This window comes from Collimonas fungivorans (assembly GCF_001584145.1).
Lineage (GTDB): Bacteria > Pseudomonadota > Gammaproteobacteria > Burkholderiales > Burkholderiaceae_D > Collimonas > Collimonas fungivorans.
This window is the reverse complement of record NZ_CP013232.1, coordinates 497,898-516,428: the sequence shown is the minus strand read 5'-3', so window position 1 is coordinate 516,428 and position 18,531 is coordinate 497,898. Positions and strand designations below refer to the sequence as shown.

15 protein-coding genes and 2 pseudogenes are annotated in these 18,531 nt (G+C 50.7%); 4 read left to right on the top strand and 13 right to left on the bottom strand.

The genetic code is table 11. From position 1 onward, the window contains the following. Positions 1–7: 7 nt before the first annotated feature. Positions 8–403, top strand: coding sequence for a hypothetical protein (locus CFter6_RS24745; protein ID WP_082814534.1), 396 nt, complete (start codon positions 8–10; stop codon positions 401–403). An 87-nt stretch (positions 404–490) separates the two neighbouring features. On the opposite strand, the pseudogene CFter6_RS02220 reads toward CFter6_RS24745, so the two are convergent. The 11 genes and pseudogenes from CFter6_RS02220 to CFter6_RS02170 all read right to left on the bottom strand — a co-directional run. After that, positions 491–1,529, bottom strand: a pseudogene (locus tag CFter6_RS02220) (aminotransferase class V-fold PLP-dependent enzyme); the annotation flags it as partial. Positions 1,530–1,767: 238 nt separating this feature from the next. Next, complete coding sequence (locus tag CFter6_RS02215; RefSeq protein WP_167351335.1) at positions 1,768–2,415, bottom strand: response regulator; 648 nt, start codon at positions 2,413–2,415, stop codon at positions 1,768–1,770. Positions 2,416–2,736: 321 nt separating this feature from the next. After that, positions 2,737–2,959: pseudogene (locus CFter6_RS26260) on the bottom strand (methyl-accepting chemotaxis protein); the annotation flags it as partial. Positions 2,960–3,133: 174 nt separating this feature from the next. Beyond that, positions 3,134–4,486, bottom strand: coding sequence for a cache domain-containing protein (locus CFter6_RS02210; protein ID WP_082814532.1), 1,353 nt, complete (start codon positions 4,484–4,486; stop codon positions 3,134–3,136). A 303-nt stretch (positions 4,487–4,789) separates the two neighbouring features. Further along, a complete protein-coding gene (locus CFter6_RS02200; protein WP_061538561.1) occupies positions 4,790–5,692 on the bottom strand; it encodes an amino acid ABC transporter substrate-binding protein in 903 nt (300 codons plus the stop codon). A 90-nt stretch (positions 5,693–5,782) separates the two neighbouring features. Further along, positions 5,783–6,511 carry an amino acid ABC transporter ATP-binding protein gene (locus CFter6_RS02195; RefSeq protein WP_061542175.1) on the bottom strand — a complete coding sequence of 243 codons (729 nt, stop codon included), beginning with the start codon at positions 6,509–6,511 and terminating at the stop codon, positions 5,783–5,785. 70 nt (positions 6,512–6,581) lie between these two features. Continuing rightward, complete coding sequence (locus CFter6_RS02190; protein ID WP_061538560.1) at positions 6,582–7,325, bottom strand: amino acid ABC transporter permease; 744 nt, start codon at positions 7,323–7,325, stop codon at positions 6,582–6,584. A gap of 3 nt (positions 7,326–7,328) precedes the next feature. Continuing rightward, positions 7,329–8,027, bottom strand: coding sequence for an amino acid ABC transporter permease (locus tag CFter6_RS02185; protein ID WP_061538559.1), 699 nt, complete (start codon positions 8,025–8,027; stop codon positions 7,329–7,331). Between the two features lie 66 nt (positions 8,028–8,093). After that, entirely contained in the window at positions 8,094–8,912 is an 819-nt protein-coding gene (locus tag CFter6_RS02180) for an ABC transporter substrate-binding protein (RefSeq protein WP_061538558.1), read from the bottom strand. Positions 8,913–8,938: 26 nt separating this feature from the next. After that, positions 8,939–10,099: a pyridoxal phosphate-dependent aminotransferase gene (locus CFter6_RS02175; protein WP_082814531.1), complete on the bottom strand. Its 1,161-nt coding sequence runs from the start codon at positions 10,097–10,099 to the stop codon at positions 8,939–8,941. 84 nt (positions 10,100–10,183) lie between these two features. Further along, positions 10,184–10,849, bottom strand: coding sequence for an RraA family protein (locus CFter6_RS02170; protein WP_061538556.1), 666 nt, complete (start codon positions 10,847–10,849; stop codon positions 10,184–10,186). Positions 10,850–10,999: 150 nt separating this feature from the next. Between CFter6_RS02170 and CFter6_RS02165 the strand changes: the two genes are divergently transcribed. Together CFter6_RS02165 and CFter6_RS02160 are read left to right on the top strand one after the other, a co-directional pair. Next, entirely contained in the window at positions 11,000–11,920 is a 921-nt protein-coding gene (locus CFter6_RS02165; RefSeq protein ID WP_061542174.1) for a LysR family transcriptional regulator, read from the top strand. Between the two features lie 116 nt (positions 11,921–12,036). Next, positions 12,037–12,837: a PhzF family phenazine biosynthesis protein gene (locus CFter6_RS02160; protein WP_061538555.1), complete on the top strand. Its 801-nt coding sequence runs from the start codon at positions 12,037–12,039 to the stop codon at positions 12,835–12,837. A 274-nt stretch (positions 12,838–13,111) separates the two neighbouring features. Here the strand turns inward: CFter6_RS02160 and CFter6_RS02155 are convergent, their stop codons facing one another. Next, the gene (locus CFter6_RS02155; protein WP_236904713.1) at positions 13,112–15,367 is read right to left on the bottom strand and encodes a LamG-like jellyroll fold domain-containing protein; all 2,256 of its coding nucleotides are present in this window, start codon (positions 15,365–15,367) and stop codon (positions 13,112–13,114) included. Positions 15,368–15,660: 293 nt separating this feature from the next. Then, entirely contained in the window at positions 15,661–17,709 is a 2,049-nt protein-coding gene (locus tag CFter6_RS02150) for a dockerin (protein ID WP_236904494.1), read from the bottom strand. Positions 17,710–17,984: 275 nt separating this feature from the next. Between CFter6_RS02150 and CFter6_RS26255 the strand changes: the two genes are divergently transcribed. Continuing rightward, positions 17,985–18,176, top strand: coding sequence for a hypothetical protein (locus CFter6_RS26255; RefSeq protein WP_150118589.1), 192 nt, complete (start codon positions 17,985–17,987; stop codon positions 18,174–18,176). Positions 18,177–18,531 lie beyond the last annotated feature (355 nt).

Below are 18,531 nucleotides of genomic sequence, written 5' to 3'. Positions count from 1 at the left end.
CTCTTTTATGAATCCACTTCCAATCCTAACGTTCGCAGAACTCATCAGACTGGCTCATCAATCCGGGCAAGTGCTCACCGAATGCAGTTGTGCAAAAACATCGTTTCCATGCTGGGAAAGCATCCCCCTATCGTTTCCAGAGGAGCAGTTGCAAGAAGTCGGCACCTTGATAGAAAATCCGTTCGAAGAAGCCACCTTCAGGGAATTTCATCCTGCCGGCAGCCGCTACGATTCTCCGGATGCGCCTATAGCTCCACGTTATTTCCCGTACAATCGCTGCACGGTTTCAACTTGCTTGAAATGCGGACGTCATTTTCTGCGATACACGGAAGCCGGGGGCTATTTTGTCGACAAAAGGATTCGTTCCCTCATTGCCACATTGATTGTCGATGCAGCCATATGACAATTACTCCCTAACGTCGCAGGCGAATATCGCGATGCGATGAATCGAGAAGACTCAGCGTTTCGTTCAACTCCAGCATTATCCTTATCAGTTCATTTCGCACAATTGCGCTGTTATTTGCAGGAATTTATCGATGTCCTGGGCAGAATTGCAATGTAGCGACGATATACGTACCGCACCATCCATATTGAACGATTCAAGCATTCGTTTTGAATAGATGCTCGACGCTGCTCGTTCATAGACGACAACCCCTCTCTTTTCATACTCTCTCACCGCCTGGATATGATCCAGATGATCGATGCCGATTGCAACGATCAGATCCCGTTTCGAGAGATTTGCATAGTCCAGGAATACCTTGACGCCGTTCAATCGCCTAAGACCGGCTACCTCAGCAGTGCCATTGAGCATCCTGGATAACAAAGCCCGCTCATGCAGTGCGATTCATGCCGCAAACGAAAAGCTTACGTCGTTCGCCGCTATCCATGAATTTCCCACCAAGCCAGCATACATAATCAACGATTTCTGTTACGACAGAAAATTGCCAAGGTGCAGCGCTACCGAGATCCCAGAAACCCGCCTTCTTGCCACCCAGTTTATGGTGAGGCAATATCGAAGCCCGATCGGACAGCCATGAAATGCCAGAGCCACGACAGCCAAAGAATTTATAGGGAGCGAGGTTGATCCCGTCAACAGGCGTTTTTTGGAGGTCGATTACGCCGTGGGGAGCATGCTGTACCGCATCCACGAGAATATACAAATCAGGATTGATCTCCCGGCACCTTTTCACAATATTTTCGATGTCCATCTTGGCGCCGGAAATATTGGACGCATACATGACGTTCAATAGGCATGTATCTCGATCCACTAATTTGGCGATTTCCTCGACATCGACTCCACCAGAGCCGGGATCACTCTTGGCAACTCGCAGCTCCTTGCCGAGCTTATTCGCATAATAGGTCATCGCGTCGTAGGCGGAAGGATGCTCCAGCACGGCTGTCACCATGTTGCCGCCGCTGATATTTTCGGCAATTGCCCTTACCATATCGAACATCTCAGCTGAAGCGGTAAGTGCGCAAAAAACAGTGCCGCCATTGGCGTTGAGAATGGTTCTGATATCGGCCGTTCCGGTTTACATGACACCAGGTAGTTATGGTTTTTTATCGCCAGGTTGAAAGCGTTCTTATTCCTATGTCGTTTGCATTACCGCCGCCCGACTTTCTTGCTAATGGCGTCCAATGAACAAGATGCAAGTATGCAATATTTTAAGGCAGTGCCGCTTTGCAGCGATCTGTGCAGGGGAAGTAACCCCACTCCTACCACGACCTCCGAAATTACTTGCCCACTACTACCGGTTCGTTGCCTGATCAGAGTTTGACCAAGCCTAACCGCACGGCATACTTCAATAAATCGATTGAACTTTCCGCCTTGATTTTGTTCCGTATATTCTTCCTGTGAGTTTCGACGGTCCGGATGCTCAGGTCTAGAGCCGAAGCGATCTCCTTGCTCGACTTTCCTTGCACAAGCTCTTTCAATATTTCCAGCTCACGCTCAGTGAGTGACGCTTCTTTGGAATCGCGATGTGATCGACGCAAAAAACGCACCAGATGCTGAGGAAAGAAAGTGCCTCCGAGACTCACCGCATTAATCGCTGCGAGGATATCGGCAATGGGCGATTCTTTTAAAACGTATCCACGAGCCCCCTCGCGAATTGCCCGGACTACGTACTCTTGATTAGCATACATGGTAAGTACAATGGACGCGACATTGGGATACTCATGTGTGATCTGGGTAACGAGATCCAATCCGTTCGAATCGCGCAATCCAATATCGACCAACACAACGTCAATGTGTTTTTGCGATAACAACATCAAAGCGGTGCTCATACTATCTGCTTCGTATTCAACCAAAAAATCTGGCACTGCATTGAGACGGGTACGTATAGCTTCTCGTACTAAGGGATGATCATCTACCAACATGATCCGGATCGTTTTGGTATCTTCTCCTGCATTCATCCTCGTATCCTCACTCATTGACAATGAACTCCGCATATTGTTCTTATCAAAATAGCCAGCACGCAGACTTGCGCGCCACACCCTTTCCAACTATCGGGCGTTGGCTGATTCCATGCTTAAGGAAAAGCTCCGATTTTGAAACTTCGCACACTGGCTTAGTCCATGTTTCAGGCAATCTGTTAGGGTGTATCAGATACGACAACAATACCCTTTTGATACCGATATGAAGCGCACGTCAATATCGGACACGTCCGTTTCGGTTTTGTCGTGTTGACGAGATCAAGGCGCAATACGATGAGGAATCATTGCCACCCGTCAAACTGCATTCAAGGCAAGAATATTGGTCTGAAACGCAATTCCATCGATGACGCCAATGATATCGGCAATTTTTTTGAAGAATCGCCTGTCGATAACATGGTATCGACAACCTTGAACGCAATTTCGCGCCCGCGCACCGCGACCTCGGCAACCGAGCACGCCATTAAATTGGCTTGCTCGCATTTTCAACGTTATGTATTGCGGTTTCTGCTAATTCATCAATTGTACCCGGCTCTTGTCATTCAATTTAATTCTTTTACCGCGCCGGTTGCAGTGATTCTGTCCATGCCGCTTTCGCTCATCGGGGTGGTGATCAGTCTTTTGGTAACAGATAGCAAGCTTAATTCCCCATCGTATTGCGCCTCCTTCCCGCGAACCTGAAAAAGCTTAAATAAGTACATCACAGCATCACACGCACCAATATTGTTGTTCCTTTTTCCGAGGATGCGATGGAAACCCTTCCGTTGAACGCACTAACTCGCTCTCTCATATTGCGCAATCCTAATCCCGGCCGCTTCCCGGTACAAACCTCGCTGTGATCGATACCGCGGCCATTATCGGCGATCGACAAGACTGCAAATCCGCGTTCAACCGTGAATGAAATAAGCGCTCGTGTTGCAGCAGCATGCCGATCAATATTGCTCAACGCTTCCTGCGTAACACGATACAGCGCGATGGCTACATGTTCCGGTACCGTCGTCTCGTCTTCCGGAACCTTACATTTAATCTCAAGACCTGTTCTCTCTGCGAACTCTCTGCACAATTCGGTAAGCGCCACAGAAAGTCCCAAGTCGTCTAATAATGGCGAACGCAGGGCGTGGGACACCAGGCGGATTTCTTGTATTGCCTGGTGCAAACGATCCATCCCGCGCTGGAACGTCAACTGTTTCGTTTCGGGAGACGGATCAGTATTTGCGGACTCAAATGCGAACTTTGCCGACACGATGAGCTGGCTGATTCCGTCATGTAGTTCGCGAGCAACTTGTGCACGCTCCTCCTCCTGTGATTTGAAAATGCGCTGATTCAATTCAGTAAGGGCAACATCGGCCAATCCACGAGTCTTTTCATTCAGCTTGAACATGATCATGCAGGTCATAACGACAGCGATTAAGACAGCGTCGAGCATTTGCCAAATGACATGACTAAGGTGCTTGTCATGCAAGGCTCGAAGCTTCTCGATATTTTGATCGATATCATTGAGATAAACTTCCATGCCGATCACCCAATTCCAGCGATCCAGCAACTCCACATAGCCAAGCGTCTGCGAAATCGTATTGACTTTGGGGTTTTTACTCAAATATTGCTCGAACCCTCCCCCTGCACGTGCGCGAGACAGTAATTGCGGCACAGCACCGATCCCAAGCAGCTCTCTCGAAGACGACGGCTCCAATTCGCTTGCGTCCTCGGCTACGCTTTTGGCCGAATCACGTAGCAGATTGCGTCCGGAGTAGTCTGTCAAAAAGAGACGACCGTCCATTCCCCCGGGAGACCAGGAACGGATGATCGATTTAACATTTTCCTTAGTTGCCGCATCGTCCATCCCCGAGTCGTAAATAGCTCTAACGTCTCGCATCACGCCGGCCATATAACTTTTTTGCTCTCGCTTTTTCACGTCAATCGCCTCAGTACGCACGAGGTTCGATTGTTCTTTAATCAATTCATTAGATTCCTGGTACAACATCGCTATCGCCACACTCATAGCTACCAGAGATGGAATCACTGACAGCAGGACAATTTTTATCTGGAAGCCCATTATTTTTGACCAGTCATGTCAATTTCACCCGAGAGCAACTATATTTTCACACATCAGTTTGAAGGAGTGACTAACAAATTGCACGTATGTGGCTGATATCGATACAGAATACATCGATATGTGATGGATGCCGAAGTAGCGTGCAATGGCACGCTCACCCTTGTTCTCGACCATTATGGCGCGACGTACTTTGACGTATAAGTCAACGGGCAACATCCTTTCCTCCTTTCTTATGCACCGTCAGGTACATAAGACCACAGGCTAGGATTGGTACACTTTTAACGCGGCATTCATAGCTCCGCTTTAATCGCCGACTTTATCTGTTGGAAAGCGCAATGAATCGCTCAACAAATAACTCATAGGCATATTCAAAACAGATCCTTTGGGAGGTATCGGGTACTTGAACCATTTGTCATATAACTTGACCATTTCACCGGAATAGATAATGCGTGCCATTTCACGATCCACCAGTGCCTTGAATGGCGCGTCATCTTTGCGCATCATGATTGCGTAAGGCTCTGCAGAAAGCGGACTGCCAACAATGTTGAAACTGCCGGGATCTTTGGCGCCGGCTCTTAATGTGAACAGCAGTACGTCATCCATTGGAAAGGCATCGGCCTCACCACTCTCAACCTTATTAAAAGAGTCTGGGACGTCTTTTCCTTCGATGAGTTTTAAATTTAGAGCGCGTACCTTATCGCGGTCCGTAAGCAGTTTTACGGTAGTAGTCCCTGTTGTTGTCACTACCCGTTTGTCGCGCAAATTTTCCCAATTTTTAATACCTGAATTCGCTTTCACCACCATCCGTACAGAAGCAAAGAAATGCGGTACGGTGAATGCAATCTGCTTTCGACGCTCTGCATTATTCGTCGTCGCCCCACACTCCAAATCCATTTTCCCATCGATCATTAGGGGAATCCGATTTGACGACGTGACTGGAATATAGTTGACTTTCAGTTGCGTCAACTTCAGTTCATGGCGCACCGCTTCAACGATTTTTGAACATAGGTCAATGGCATAGCCAATCGGCTTTTTGCCTTCGTCCAGATAAGAAAAAGGAGACAAATTTTCTCGATACCCGATAATGATGGTTTGATCGTCGCGAATCTTCTCCAGGGTATCCACAGCGAACGAAGATGTCACGAAAGCCCATAAACCGAAAAAAATACTTGTTCTGACAATTAATCCTGTGATTTGAGCACGCATACGATCTCTATTCCATCCAAATTGATTACCTCTCAGATTCGAGAGCTCCTGCGCCAAAGACCATGTCGCTTGTAAACGAATTTATCTTTTCTAATGATTCCTTAAATCAGCCAAGAATTTTTTTGCCCGTTGGCTTTGAGGATTCCCAAAAAATTCCTCTGGAGCCCCTGTTTCAAGGAGACGCCCCTGGTCCATAAACCAGACACGGTCAGCGACTTCACGCGCAAATCCCATCTCGTGAGTAACGCAAATCATAGTCATCCCGTCACGCGCCAACTCCTTCATCACCTGCAGCACTTCGCCGACCATTTCGGGATCGAGCGCACTGGTCGGCTCATCGAATAACATTGCGGGAGGGTCCATGGCCAACGCACGTGCAATCGCCACGCGTTGTTGTTGTCCGCCCGAAAGCTGCCCGGGGAACGCATCAGCTTTTGACGCGAGGCCGACACGTTCGAGCAATTCCAATGCGCGCACACGAGCATCGGCTCGCTTTACTCCGAGTACATTCACCGGCGCCACAGCGATATTCTCTGCTACGGATAAATGGGGGAAAAGATTGAAACTCTGAAATACGAAACCCACTCGCGCCCGAAAATGGTTCAAATCCATCTTGGCAGCGTAAATATCCTGATCATCGAATACGATATTCCCCTTTTGTATTTCCTCCAGACGATTCACTGTCCGAATCAAGGTGGATTTGCCGGATCCAGAAGGACCGCAAACCACCACTACTTCTCCTTTCGCTACTTCGGCAGAAACATCGGCTAGCGCGTGATATGTCCCGTACCATTTATTTACTTTGTCAAAAATGATCATCTGTTTTGCGCCGACATTTTTGTCGGTAGAGGTTATGGTCATGATTAACTATTCCAATAGAAAATATTATCTATACCGGGGCAGCGGCAGGTGCAGGCTTCGCTGGCATCGTACGCAGGCTACCTGCGCGCTTGGAAGCAATGTGCCGTTCGAGATAGCGTGCGTACCTGGTCAGCAGAAAACATAAAGCGAAGTAAATCATTGCGAGAAGGATGAAAACTGGAAACGGTTTGGTGAGCAATGTGCTGTTAACCTGGTTGGCGGCAAACGTCAGCTCGTTGACACTGATCACATATCCCAAAGATGTTTCTTTGATCGTTGAGACAAATTGACTGACCATAGCCGGCAGCATGTTGTAGAGAGCCTGCGGCAGAACGATTTTTACGGTAGTTTGCAAATAACTCATGCCGAGAGCACGGGATGCCTCAATCTGGCCTTTCGGCAAACCTTCAATGCCGGCACGAATCACTTCCGCCAGATAGGCTGCTTGATAAATTACCAGCGTCACCAGCATGGTAGTGAATCCGCTTACGGTTCTTCCTATCAAAAGAGGAGCAAAGAAATACACCCAAAAAATGAACATAATCAGTGGTACGCTGCGGACAACATACACAACGATGGTGGCTGGCACGCGCAGCATGGCAATCGGGCTTACGCGCGCGATAGCCAGCAACAAACTCACCGGGAATGCAAGCGCCAATCCGACTACGGACAGGATCAAGGTGATTGCAAGGCCACCAAGCGGTCCGTTGGGATATTGACCGATAAGCAGCAGTACCCAGTTGTCGCGCAGGATAGTTAGAATGTCCGTCATTATTTATCTCGCCTTGATGCGATAGCGGTTTTCAAGTACCGATCCGACAGCCATGATCAGCAACGAAATCCCCAGGTAAATCATGGTCGCCAACAGATACACTTCTACGGTGTGAAATGATTGGCTCTCGATCTCTCTGGTGGCGTAAGTCAGCTCTGCAACGCCGATGGCCATCGCGAGACTCGTATTCTTGAAAAGCAACACCGTGTGACTGACTAGCGTCGGCAACGCAATACGTAGCGCTTGGGGCAGGATCACTAAACGCGATGCCTTTAGGTAGCTCATCCCCAGCGCACGTGCAGCTTCCATCTGCGCCCGGGGTATGGATCGAATGCCGCTGCGAAGATCTTCTGAAATATAGGCAGACATACACATGCCAACTGCAATGATGGCGAACAGGAATTCGCTATGGTGTTGATTGACCCAGAGTTGAGCAAAGTCTGGCAGCAAGGTCGTCACGCCGAAATACCATAGAAATATCTGTACCAGCATCGGTACATTCTGGTGGTACTCCACATACACAGCAACCGCTCGCTCGGCCCAACGGTTCTGCGTCATGCGGATCAAGGCCAGCGTCGTCCCCAGGATCATGGCCAACAGCCACGCATAGCCTGTGAGTTGCAGCATATTGACTACGCCCTCAACTAGCAGTTTTGGATATTCATCGTGCAGCAAAACCGCGAAATCAAGCTTCAAGTTCATGTTGACCGAGCCTTGTGAGGTATTTCATGCCGGTCTTGATCCCCAAGATCTGCAAAACAATTGTCGTCAGCCTTTGATCGGCTCGATCTTGAAGCCACGTTGTAATTTGTATGCAGTATTGGAGCCCAACCACTTCTCAAAAATCCGCGAGGCTTCGCCAGATTTCTCCATGCCATCAAGCACACCATTCACGTACTTGATCAAACCAGTCTCGTCCTTACGCATGCCAATCCCCCAGATTTCCTTCATCAGGGGTGGCTCAAGAATATCGATCGGCGCACTGGCTTCGGTTTGCTGCTTGAACTTGACCAGCATGATTTCCGATACGGCGAAGCCATCAACTTTCCCTTGTTCCATTGCTAGGAATGCGGCGGGCGGATCCTGGAAGGTGATCGTCGAGGCCGTAGGCAAGACTTTACGTACTGCCAATTCAGAGGTGGAACCTTTAGGTGCGCTGATACGCTTACCGGCTAAATCCGGTACTGATTTAAATCCTGAAGTGTGCTTGACTGCGAGTTTTTGAAGGCTCGCGTAGTAGCTATCGCTATAGGCGATCTGCTCTGCTCGTTCTGGAGTCCATCCCAAGTTTGCTGCAATGATATCGACGCGATTCTGTTGGAGTTCGGGGATGCGCGCAGCCACCGAGATCAGCTTGAGTTCCAGTTTGACGCCAAGGCTTTTCGCTATTGCCTTGCAAAAATCCACGTCATATCCCTGTACTTCGCGGGTACTTGGATTAGGAAAGCTGAATGGTTCTGCTGTCCCCAGTGTTCCGCATACCAGAGTGCCCTTTTGCTTGATATCGGTCAGTTGATCTGCCGCTGCGGAAAGACTAATCGCTAACAACGCAGTAGCGACGACAGCGGCTTTGGTCACGTTAAACATGATGTCCCCATTTACGATAAGTTGGATTACTGTTTAGTCAATTGACTGACAGCGGCACTGATTTGTCTGCAACCCAATGTGATTTGTTCGGTTGATGTGGCAAATGACATACGTATGTAGGAGGATTGCCCGTATGAGCTGCCGTCGATTGTGGCAACGCCCGCTTCTTCCAGAAAAAACGTCATCACGTCGACGTCTGATTTCAATACCGTCCCTTGCGGCGTAGCCTTGCCAACTAAGCCGGCGACACTCGGAAATACATAGAAAGCGCCGTCCGGCATCATGCAGTCGATGCCTGGGATATCGTTTAACAGTGAACCCATGTGATCGCGTCGCGCGGCAAACAAGTCCGACGCTTCCTTGACACAATCTTGCGGTCCGGTGAGCGCGATCACTGCAGCAGTCTGACTCATTGCATTTGGACATGTTGTGCTTTGCGAAATCAGCAAAGCGATGGCATTCGTCAATGATCGAGGTCCTGCGCCATACCCAATGCGCCATCCGGTCATCGCATAGGCTTTTGATACGCCGTTGACGACAAGCGTGCGGCAGGCCAATGTTGGCGCGACCTGCAAAGGCGAAATGTGACGAGCCCCCGCGTACAAAAAATGCTCATAGATTTCATCGGTCATCAGCCAGACTTGTGGGTAACGCACGAGAACTTCGCACAAGGCACGAAGCTCCGTTTCCGAATAGACCGCCCCCGTAGGATTGTTTGGTGTATTTAATATTAACCAGCGGGTACGCGCGGTGATGCTCTTTTCCAAGGCTTCTGGCGTTAATTTGAAGCCAGTGCTCGCATCACACGGTACGATCACTGAAGTTCCGCCGTTGATAGCAACCATATCTGGGTAGGAGACCCAGTAAGGAGTGGGAATAATGACCTCGTCCCCGTCATTTAACGTTGCGGCGAAAGCGTTATAGATGATGTGTTTCGCACCATTGCCAACCACAATATGGTCCGGCGCATATGTCAGCCCGTTCTCGCGCGCCAACTTTTCCGCAATCGCCGCACGCAAGGCCGGCGTTCCTGCTGAACCGGTGTAGCGTGTGTGCCCGGCTTTCAATGCATTGATTCCGGCCGTGACGATGTGTGGCGGCGTAGGAAAGTCGGGCTCTCCAATTGTAAAGTCTATAATCGACCGCCCTGCTGCACGTAGCGCATCAACGCGGGATTTTGCCGCCATGCTTGGTGATGCTTTGACTGCGCCGAGGCGGGTTGCGAGGAGATGATCCAATTGCGCTCCAAAAAATATGAGAATTGACCGAGCCTATAAGCCGTATGGCTGAAGCACTCTGGTAAGCCAGGCTTGTTCAAGCTTGCCATTGGCGATCTCCGCTTTAATCGCATCTTCCACCGCTGCGGTTTTGGTCGCGGCTGTAATCAATTCCTCCGCCTGCTCCACCGAAAATGACACGATACCGTCTTCATCGCCGACGATCAGATCACCTGGCTGGATCACCTGCCCTCCTACGGTCACTGGGACATTGATCTGACCTGGACCATTTTTGAATGGTCCACGATGTCCAATTGCTCTGGCATAGCATGGAAAATCTGCCGTATAAAACGCGGCAGTATCACGGACGGCGGCGTCGAGCACGAACCCTACGCAACCTCGCTGCTGCGCGTATAACATGATCAGTTCTCCTACCAAAGCATTCGAGGTTTCACCCCCGCCATCGACAACCAGAACGTGGCCGGGCGACATCATCTTCAGCGCTTTATAGATCAACAAGTTGTCGCCTGGGCGCGTCTTGACTGTAAAGGCGTTGCCGACCAATTTCTTGCTATGGTGGATTCTTTGCAAACCTTGAATGCCTGAGAGGCGATTCAAGTTGTCGCTGAGATGCGATACAACGATGCCGCGCAAGGCATCGATGGTTTTTCCTGGCGTAATTACTGGAGCCGGATTAATGACATACGGTGATGCAGACATTTTTATTCCCTATCAAGGTTTATGCATTGAGCATTTATCGATAGCTGAATAATAGGATTGGAAGATAAGTAAAAAAAGCGATATTTAATTATGTATTTATATTACCTAAGGGAATATAATTTAAATTTCGCACCAATTAAAGGCGATGAAATGTTCTCGTTCAAGCAACTAGAGGCTTTATATTGGATTGATACGCTGGGAGGCTTTGCTGCGGCCGCCAGGAAGCTGAACACTACGCAATCTGCCATTTCAAAGAGAGTCAAAGAGCTCGAAGCAATTTTCGAAACAGAGCTATTCGATAGGGACAATCGTCAGGCGAGATTGACCGAGAAAGGCGAGGAAATGCTGATGGTGGCAAAACGTCTTCTGGAGCAAAGGGACGCAGCAGTGGAACAATTTAGCAAAGCTGAAATTGTTGAACGCCGCCTCAGAATTGGAATAACAGAACTTACCGCCATGACCTGGCTTCCACGCTTGGTCCGTCTTGTTCGGCAGCATTATCCCAAGGTTGTTATTGAACCGGATGTCGACTTGAGCGTTAATTTGCGCGATAAATTATTAGCCGATGAAGTTGACATTATCATCGTTCCAGACGCATTCTCCGAGTCCAGATTTTCGGTTCTGCCGCTGGCTTCGGTGAAGAGCGTCTGGATGGCTAAACCTGGATTGTTGCCAGTTTCTAGAACTCTACGCATGCATGAACTAGCAGCACACACAATCCTTACTCAGGGAGGAAAATCAGGAACAGGAATTATCTATGAACGATGGTTTAAATCTCAGGCCATATCGCCATCAAATTCAATTAGCAGCAATAGTTTGGTAGCGTTGATCGGACTTACCGTTTCTGGCCTTGGGGTAAGCTATCTGCCGTATTTGTGCTTGAGGGGGTTGATTGAGCGCGGTGCTCTCGAGGTCGTGGAAACTACTCCCTCGCTACCGCAAATTTCCTACGTTGTCCTCTACCGCGGGGAGCGCAAAAGCGGGTTTATCTCCTCCATATTGATGCTGGCTCAGGAGTGTTGCGACTTTTCAGATTTGTTTCAAATCGATGAGACAATTGCTAGCAAATAAGCTGCAGCAGTTGCGATCTCATCTAACATTCTCGATCCATTTTTGGCATTGATCATGGAACAATAGCATGTGCAAAAAATGGGTCAACCTAAAATATCATTTCACGAAAGGACAAAATGAAACTCCCAATCTATCAAATTGACGCTTTTACGGATGAGGTATTCAAAGGCAATTCCGCCGCCGTAGTACCTCTCGAGAGTTGGCTACCGGACGCCGTGATGCAATCAATAGCGGTTGAAAATAATCTCTCTGAAACCGTATTTTTTGTTCGCAATGCTGCAGATGCCTTCGAAATACGATGGTTTTCGCCGCTCAAAGAAATTGATTTTTGCGGGCACGCGACGCTTGCGAGTGCGTATGTGATATTTGAAAAAAACAAAAATATGCCGGTTATTAGATTTTTGACAAAAGCAGTTGGAACACTGTCTGCGGTCAAATTGCCGGATGGGTTGATAGAAATGAGTTTTCCGAAGCGTGGCCCGGAACAATTAGAAACGATACCGTCAAGTCTGCTCGAAGGACTATCCGTCAGACCAAAAGAGGTTTTGAAAAGCCAACAGGCTTACTTCGCAATTTATGAAAATGAACAGGAAGTAAAGACTGTTGTGCCTGATCTGCGAAAGCTCATTGAACTTGGCCCATTGGATGTGGTAGTTACAGCCCCAGGGAAATATCATGATTTTGTCTCACGTTATTTTTGGCCGGCCAATGGAGGGGAAGAAGATCCGGTGACAGGCTCAATACACGCCGGTCTTGCTCCGTTTTGGGCCAGTAGGCTAGGGAAAAATAATCTTGTGGCATTGCAAGTATCACGCCGTACGGGATTACTGAAATGCCGTGTTGAAAATGATCGTGTTTATGTTTCTGGGGCGGCGGTTCAATACCTAGAAGGAACGATCGAAATCCCTTCAGCCTAATTGCGTACCCGGTGCTCCAGTCGCTATTAAGCTCATCGAGTGCGCGTTGCGGATTGATACTCCAGGCATTCATAATTTTATCCCAGCCCTGCAACATTATGATGGTGCTTGTTGGTGGCGACCGAATATTGGCCCACCGTGGTTCAGTTTAAACTTGTTGCCGACAACGCCGCTTAGTGGCTGAATTTCTCGGTTTCGATAGAACGGAGCAGGGAATTTTCATGCTAGTGACTGTCGCCAAGTATTGGCGAGATACACGTCGACAGCCAGAACTTCACATCAAAGTAGCTATTTGCGCTGCACTTAAAGCGCCACGATAAATGCGGAACTGGTCCACGAGCCCGTTGAAGTACGGGTCATTGGCAAACTGGGAGCGTCCGATCCAATTCTGGTTGGTGCTGCCCAGACGGAATGGCGCTAGCAGCATCGCAGTGTTAGTGCCAACCGAGCTGCCATTCACGTACAAGGTGCCGATATTTCCCGACAGGGTGACGGCAACATGCACCCATTGCCCGGTCGGCAATGCCGCAGTACTATTGATTCCGTGCAGACCGGTACCACCGTTGACAGTCATTTCGAAGCGCGCGACTCCAGTGCCGCTGCGTCCGGTTAACATCATGTAATGACTGCTACCAGCGCCGAAATCGAACACGCGCGCCCAGGTGCTGGAGGTATTCCAATAGACCCAGGCGGTAATCGTTACATCAGAGACATCAGCCATAATGTTAGCTGGCAGACTGACGTATCCATTGTTGCCGTTAAGTGACACCGCGCTACCTTTCTTGCCGCTTGCCCAGGTTACGCCGTTGATGAGCGTTCCGTTGTTTCCATTCCCACTGGAATCGGCAGCTATGGTGCCGCTGTCGTCATCAAACGCCAGATAGGTCTGCAGCTGCACAGCGGTAATCGCCTTCGCCTCATTCGATCCCGCAGTGACCCCGGACGGCGTTACTGCAGCGACGACATAGTAATAGGCGCCCGGAGCAAGGCCAGTATCGGTATAAGTCAACAGATCGGTGATGCCAGTCGCGATGGTTGTATAAGGTCCACCGGCATTTGTGCTACGCATGACGTTGTAGCTAGTTGCATACGCGCTGCCCCACCAGGACAGAATTACCTGGGCGGCGCTCGCACTGGCAATTGCCGTGAGGCCGCTCGGCGCCGCGCCGCTGGCAATTGGGTCGCGTGTGCATGTCAGTGTGCCATATCCCAGTTGATCGTAGCCGCCGCTATTGGGGCCGTAGTTGCCACCGCCACCTTCCGGTTGCACCAGTGCAGCGAATTTCTGGGAATAAGGTGCGGCAAGTCCCTTGCGATTGACATAGTGGTTATAAATCAGCGCCCATTCGGGCCGTTGGTTGCCTTGGGCATCGGTGGAGAATGCAGTATCCGTCACGTTTGAGTTCTGATAAGTCGCGAACGGCACCGTATAATAGGTCGTCCCGAATTGGATCAGATTGCCCTTGGCGACATACTCCGCGCCGGCCAGTACCCGGTTGTTATCGTAGCCATACAGATCGACACCCTGATTCCAGGCCATCTCGCAAATAGTGGTCAGCAAAGAAATGCTGAGCGTGTTATGTCCCTGGTCCCGGCCGGATTCCTGTGTCTGTCCCAGATAACCGGGATGGATGTAATAGATGGTTTGCGCTACAGCGCCGTTGCCCACACCGTTTTTGAAATAATCGATCGCCTCGTTGAATATGGCCTTGTCGTCACAGAGTACACCAATCGCCAGAATCGACGCCATGCAGCAGAGCTGCCAACTGGAATAGACCGTAATGGGTGCCAGGCTGACATTGAGTCCATGATCGTTCAGCGTATAGAAGACATTGCGCATCATGTTCTGGAAACGAGCAAAGTCTGCCGCCGCCCAACCCGAGTAGTTACGCATGATCTCGCCAGCATTGGCGAACTGATAGCCTTGGATACCTAACGCCAGGAAACCGTCGATGGTGCCGCCTATTTCTGTCAGAGTCGAAGACCATGCGTTCATGATCTGCACTGCCTTTTTTGCATAGAGTTCATCGCCGGAAATTTTCCAGCGCAGTGCGCAGGCATAGGCAGCAGCGACATCGTTGTACAGTACGCCGAAGTTTTGGCCATGCACTCCGTCGTTACCCCGATAGACAATTGCTTGCGGATTAGGCTTGTAGTCCAAGCTGCCGTGGCCGTTAGCGATCAGGACGTTCCAGCCGTCGATCCACGGCGATGCTTTCGCCTTCACCTTTTGGCTCATGCGGTCAAAATCGGCCTGGGTATGCAGCAGGCCTGGATGAACAAATGCAGTACTGGCCGGAGTCGTGGGGGTTTCCGGTGTGGTTTCCGGCGTCGTGGTTGTAACTGACGTTATGGTTGTAACTGGTGCCGCGCCGGGGCTTGCAGGTACGACTGGCGCCGCTGCCGGCACCGGGGTGGCGGGCGTAGCGCCAGTATCGCCAACGCTTGTCGCGGTTGACATGTCGCCGCCGCCACCGCAACCCGCCAGTAACAGGATGCCGATACTGGACATGAAATTACGGCGGGACATGCCGTTGGCATACCACTCATTGCCACCGGTATCGCTTGTGTCCAGAACTGTCGGTGAAAGTTTATCATCGTCTTCGTTCCTAGGATTGTGCACGCTCTGGCCTTTTAATATACTTGGAAATAACATTGAAAATGGAATGTCCATTTGGCCGCGATAGGCGACCTTTTGACGTTTCGAGGCGCGTTAGCTGTCATATTTAGATCGCTATACGGACACGACATTCATATCCAATTCAAAAAAATACACCGGAGTGTCGCCGCATCAGTTCAACGACATTCCGGATTGAAGCTAACTCAGTAGTTGTAGATCATTCCCCGACCAGCCATGAATACCCGGCCATAGACGCTAGTATCGGCTACGATCCGCGAAACGCCACCGTAGCGGTGATTGTCGTCGTCGATACGGACCCAGGTAACGCCCCTGTCGTCGGACCGGTAAACCCCGTCTGTTCCATTGATCGTGCCGACAAGGTAGACAGCCGCCGAGTAGCTGGAACCCGCCGCAGGCACTCCCAGAGCGACCTTGATGGCGCCATGCACATTCGTGTATTCCACCCCTACCGTTGCCATTGCGGTCAGCTTGGTCCAGGTGACCCCGGAGTCAACGGAATGCCACAGGTTGTTGGCGTCGGCCAGCCAGACATCGCCCTCGGCGAATGGATTCACCGCCAAATCGGTCACGTTGTTGCCGTTTGGCCCCCAGGTCTGCGAACTGGCGGTGAAGGTATGTCCCCCGTTCGTTGAATAATAGAATTTCCCAGAATTTGACGGATACCACCAATTCCCCCCGTGTTCGTAGGCATACACCTTGAGCGGGTTTTTTCGGTCGGCTGCAATATGATAGGCCACCACCGGAGTCGGGAGGTTGGTTGCAGTCCAACTGGCACCATTGTCGGTAGTGTAGTAGGGAACCTTGCCCGCGACCGCCCAGATCACATTGGAACCATCGGCCGTTACCGCCACTTTGGATTCATCGCCAGCAGCCGATGCAGACGGCGGCAAGGTCAGAAAATTCGTCCAGGTGACGCCGGAGTCGGTTGAATATGCCCCTTTGGACGTCGCGATGGTTCCTACCGCTGCAATATAGGACGGCTTATTCCAGGCCATATCGATTCCGGTCCCGTTGCCGCCGCCCCAAAGGGGCGACGTTCCCAGGTTTGGTGAACGGGTTGCCGCGGCAGTCAGGGATGTATGAACGTAAATACCGGTATCTCCCTGCCCGCTGGCCAGAATGTACGAAGCTCCCGGTGGTGGCGCCATCATCGCAAGGTTGACCATTTCCTCAATGCCGTTGACGTCAAAGGTCCAGTGTGGGGTCGGTGTCGAGAAGGCTTCGGTTGTCGACCAAACCCCGCCGCCAACCACATAGGACACATGATTGGCATTGAAAGGATCGATCTTCAGGTCGTCGACCCACCCCCAGTAACTCGGACTGGCCGCACTAGTGGTCCCACTCGCATCGTGATAATTGTGGGATCCGTTGGAGTCGCCTGACCTGCCGATTTCGGCCCAGGTTTGCCCGCCGTCAGCGGAGCGCATCACTATCTGAACCCAGGTGCCGTCGCCCCATGTGCCTGATACGCCAAAAGCGATTTTGGTGCTCGTACCGGTACCCTGAACTGAGAGACCTCCAATGCCACCATAGTACCCAGAGGCGGAGGAGATCAGTTGCGTCCAATTATTGCCATCGAACTTATAAAGAAACGAAGGCGCACCGCTGGCTGGCCCCGCGCCAGTGGTAAAAGGCACATAGAACATTCCATCAGCGGCGCGCGCCAGGTGCGGAATATGAACTTGGTTACTTCCTATGGCGCTCGTCACGACGCTGGGGGTTGATACTGCCGCCCAAGTGGCGCCGCCATCGGTCGACTTGTAGAGGTAGGACGAAAGCCCCGCAAGGCCTTTGTAGTCGGGAGCGATGCCGATGTAGATGGTTTTGGTGGCGCTCCCGGTGGGAGTGAAGCCAGTCGTCGGGACGGTGGTGTCAAATGTGACGAACTCCACCCCAATCGGACTCCCACTGGTGGAACCCGAGATGTCGTTGGTCGTCATCACGTACGGAGACAGCGATGTCACTTGGCTCCAGTTCATCCCGTAGTTCGTGCTTTTCCACAGCCCTGCCGTGCGCGACGCATAAAACAATGTCGAGGGTAGATTAGGGTCGACCATCAGCCGTTCACCGATCGCACGGCCCTGGTCATTGGAACCGACCGGGAACGGAAGATTCACGTAGTTCCACGTGTTGCCTTGATTGGACGAGTAATAGAATCGTCCGTTTCCATATGAGACAGACATGCTCGTCGTCATATAGACCTTATTGGCATTCGTCGGGTCGACAGCCATGCTCTCGGCTCCTTCATTGCTGCCATCCGGCCGGCCAAAACCATCAGTGAGCGCAGTCCACTTGGAATTGCCATTGTCCCACCGGTATACGCCGGCGACATCCGTTCGGGCGTAACGCAGATTGGCTACGGTAGGATGGTAGATGACGCCGGGGACATAGCCCCCCCCCCCCATTTTTACGTTGGCCCATCCTGTGGAGGGAGCCACAGATCCCTGGGGGCTAGATGAACCGGAAGTTCCGCCGGTACCTCCCGACGATGTGCCACCGGATCCATTTGACCCCGTGCCAGTTGAAGTGGAACCTGTACCAGTTGAAGTGGAACCTGTACCAGTTGAAGTGGAACCTGTACCAGTTGAAGTGGAGCCTGTACCAGTTGAAGTGGAGCCCGTGCCAGTTGAAGTGGAGCCCGTGCCAGTTGAAGTGGAGCCCGTGCCAGTATCACTTGAGCCGCCACCGCACGCGCTGAGTATCAGGCAGGCGGAGACCGCTATGAAAAATTGTTTTTTCGAAAGAGATGTCATATTTTTCAAAAGATAAAAGTGTCCGCAAGAAGAATTTTTGCACCTATAAAAGGGAAAAATTATTTTTCAGAAGGAGTTTCGAACGGTAAATGTGGAGGCACAATACCGACCCAGTACGCATGTACTCATCGTCGTGAGATACCATAGGCACGATCCGTGCCAAATCGATGTCGAACATGTAGCCGCACGAATCCAGTTAAAAAATCTGGAAGTGATCCGCACTTGTACTACCAAAATGTGGACAAGATTTGACTGGGAAACTGACAAATTTTGTTAGCGCTACCGCTAATTGCCGCAGCT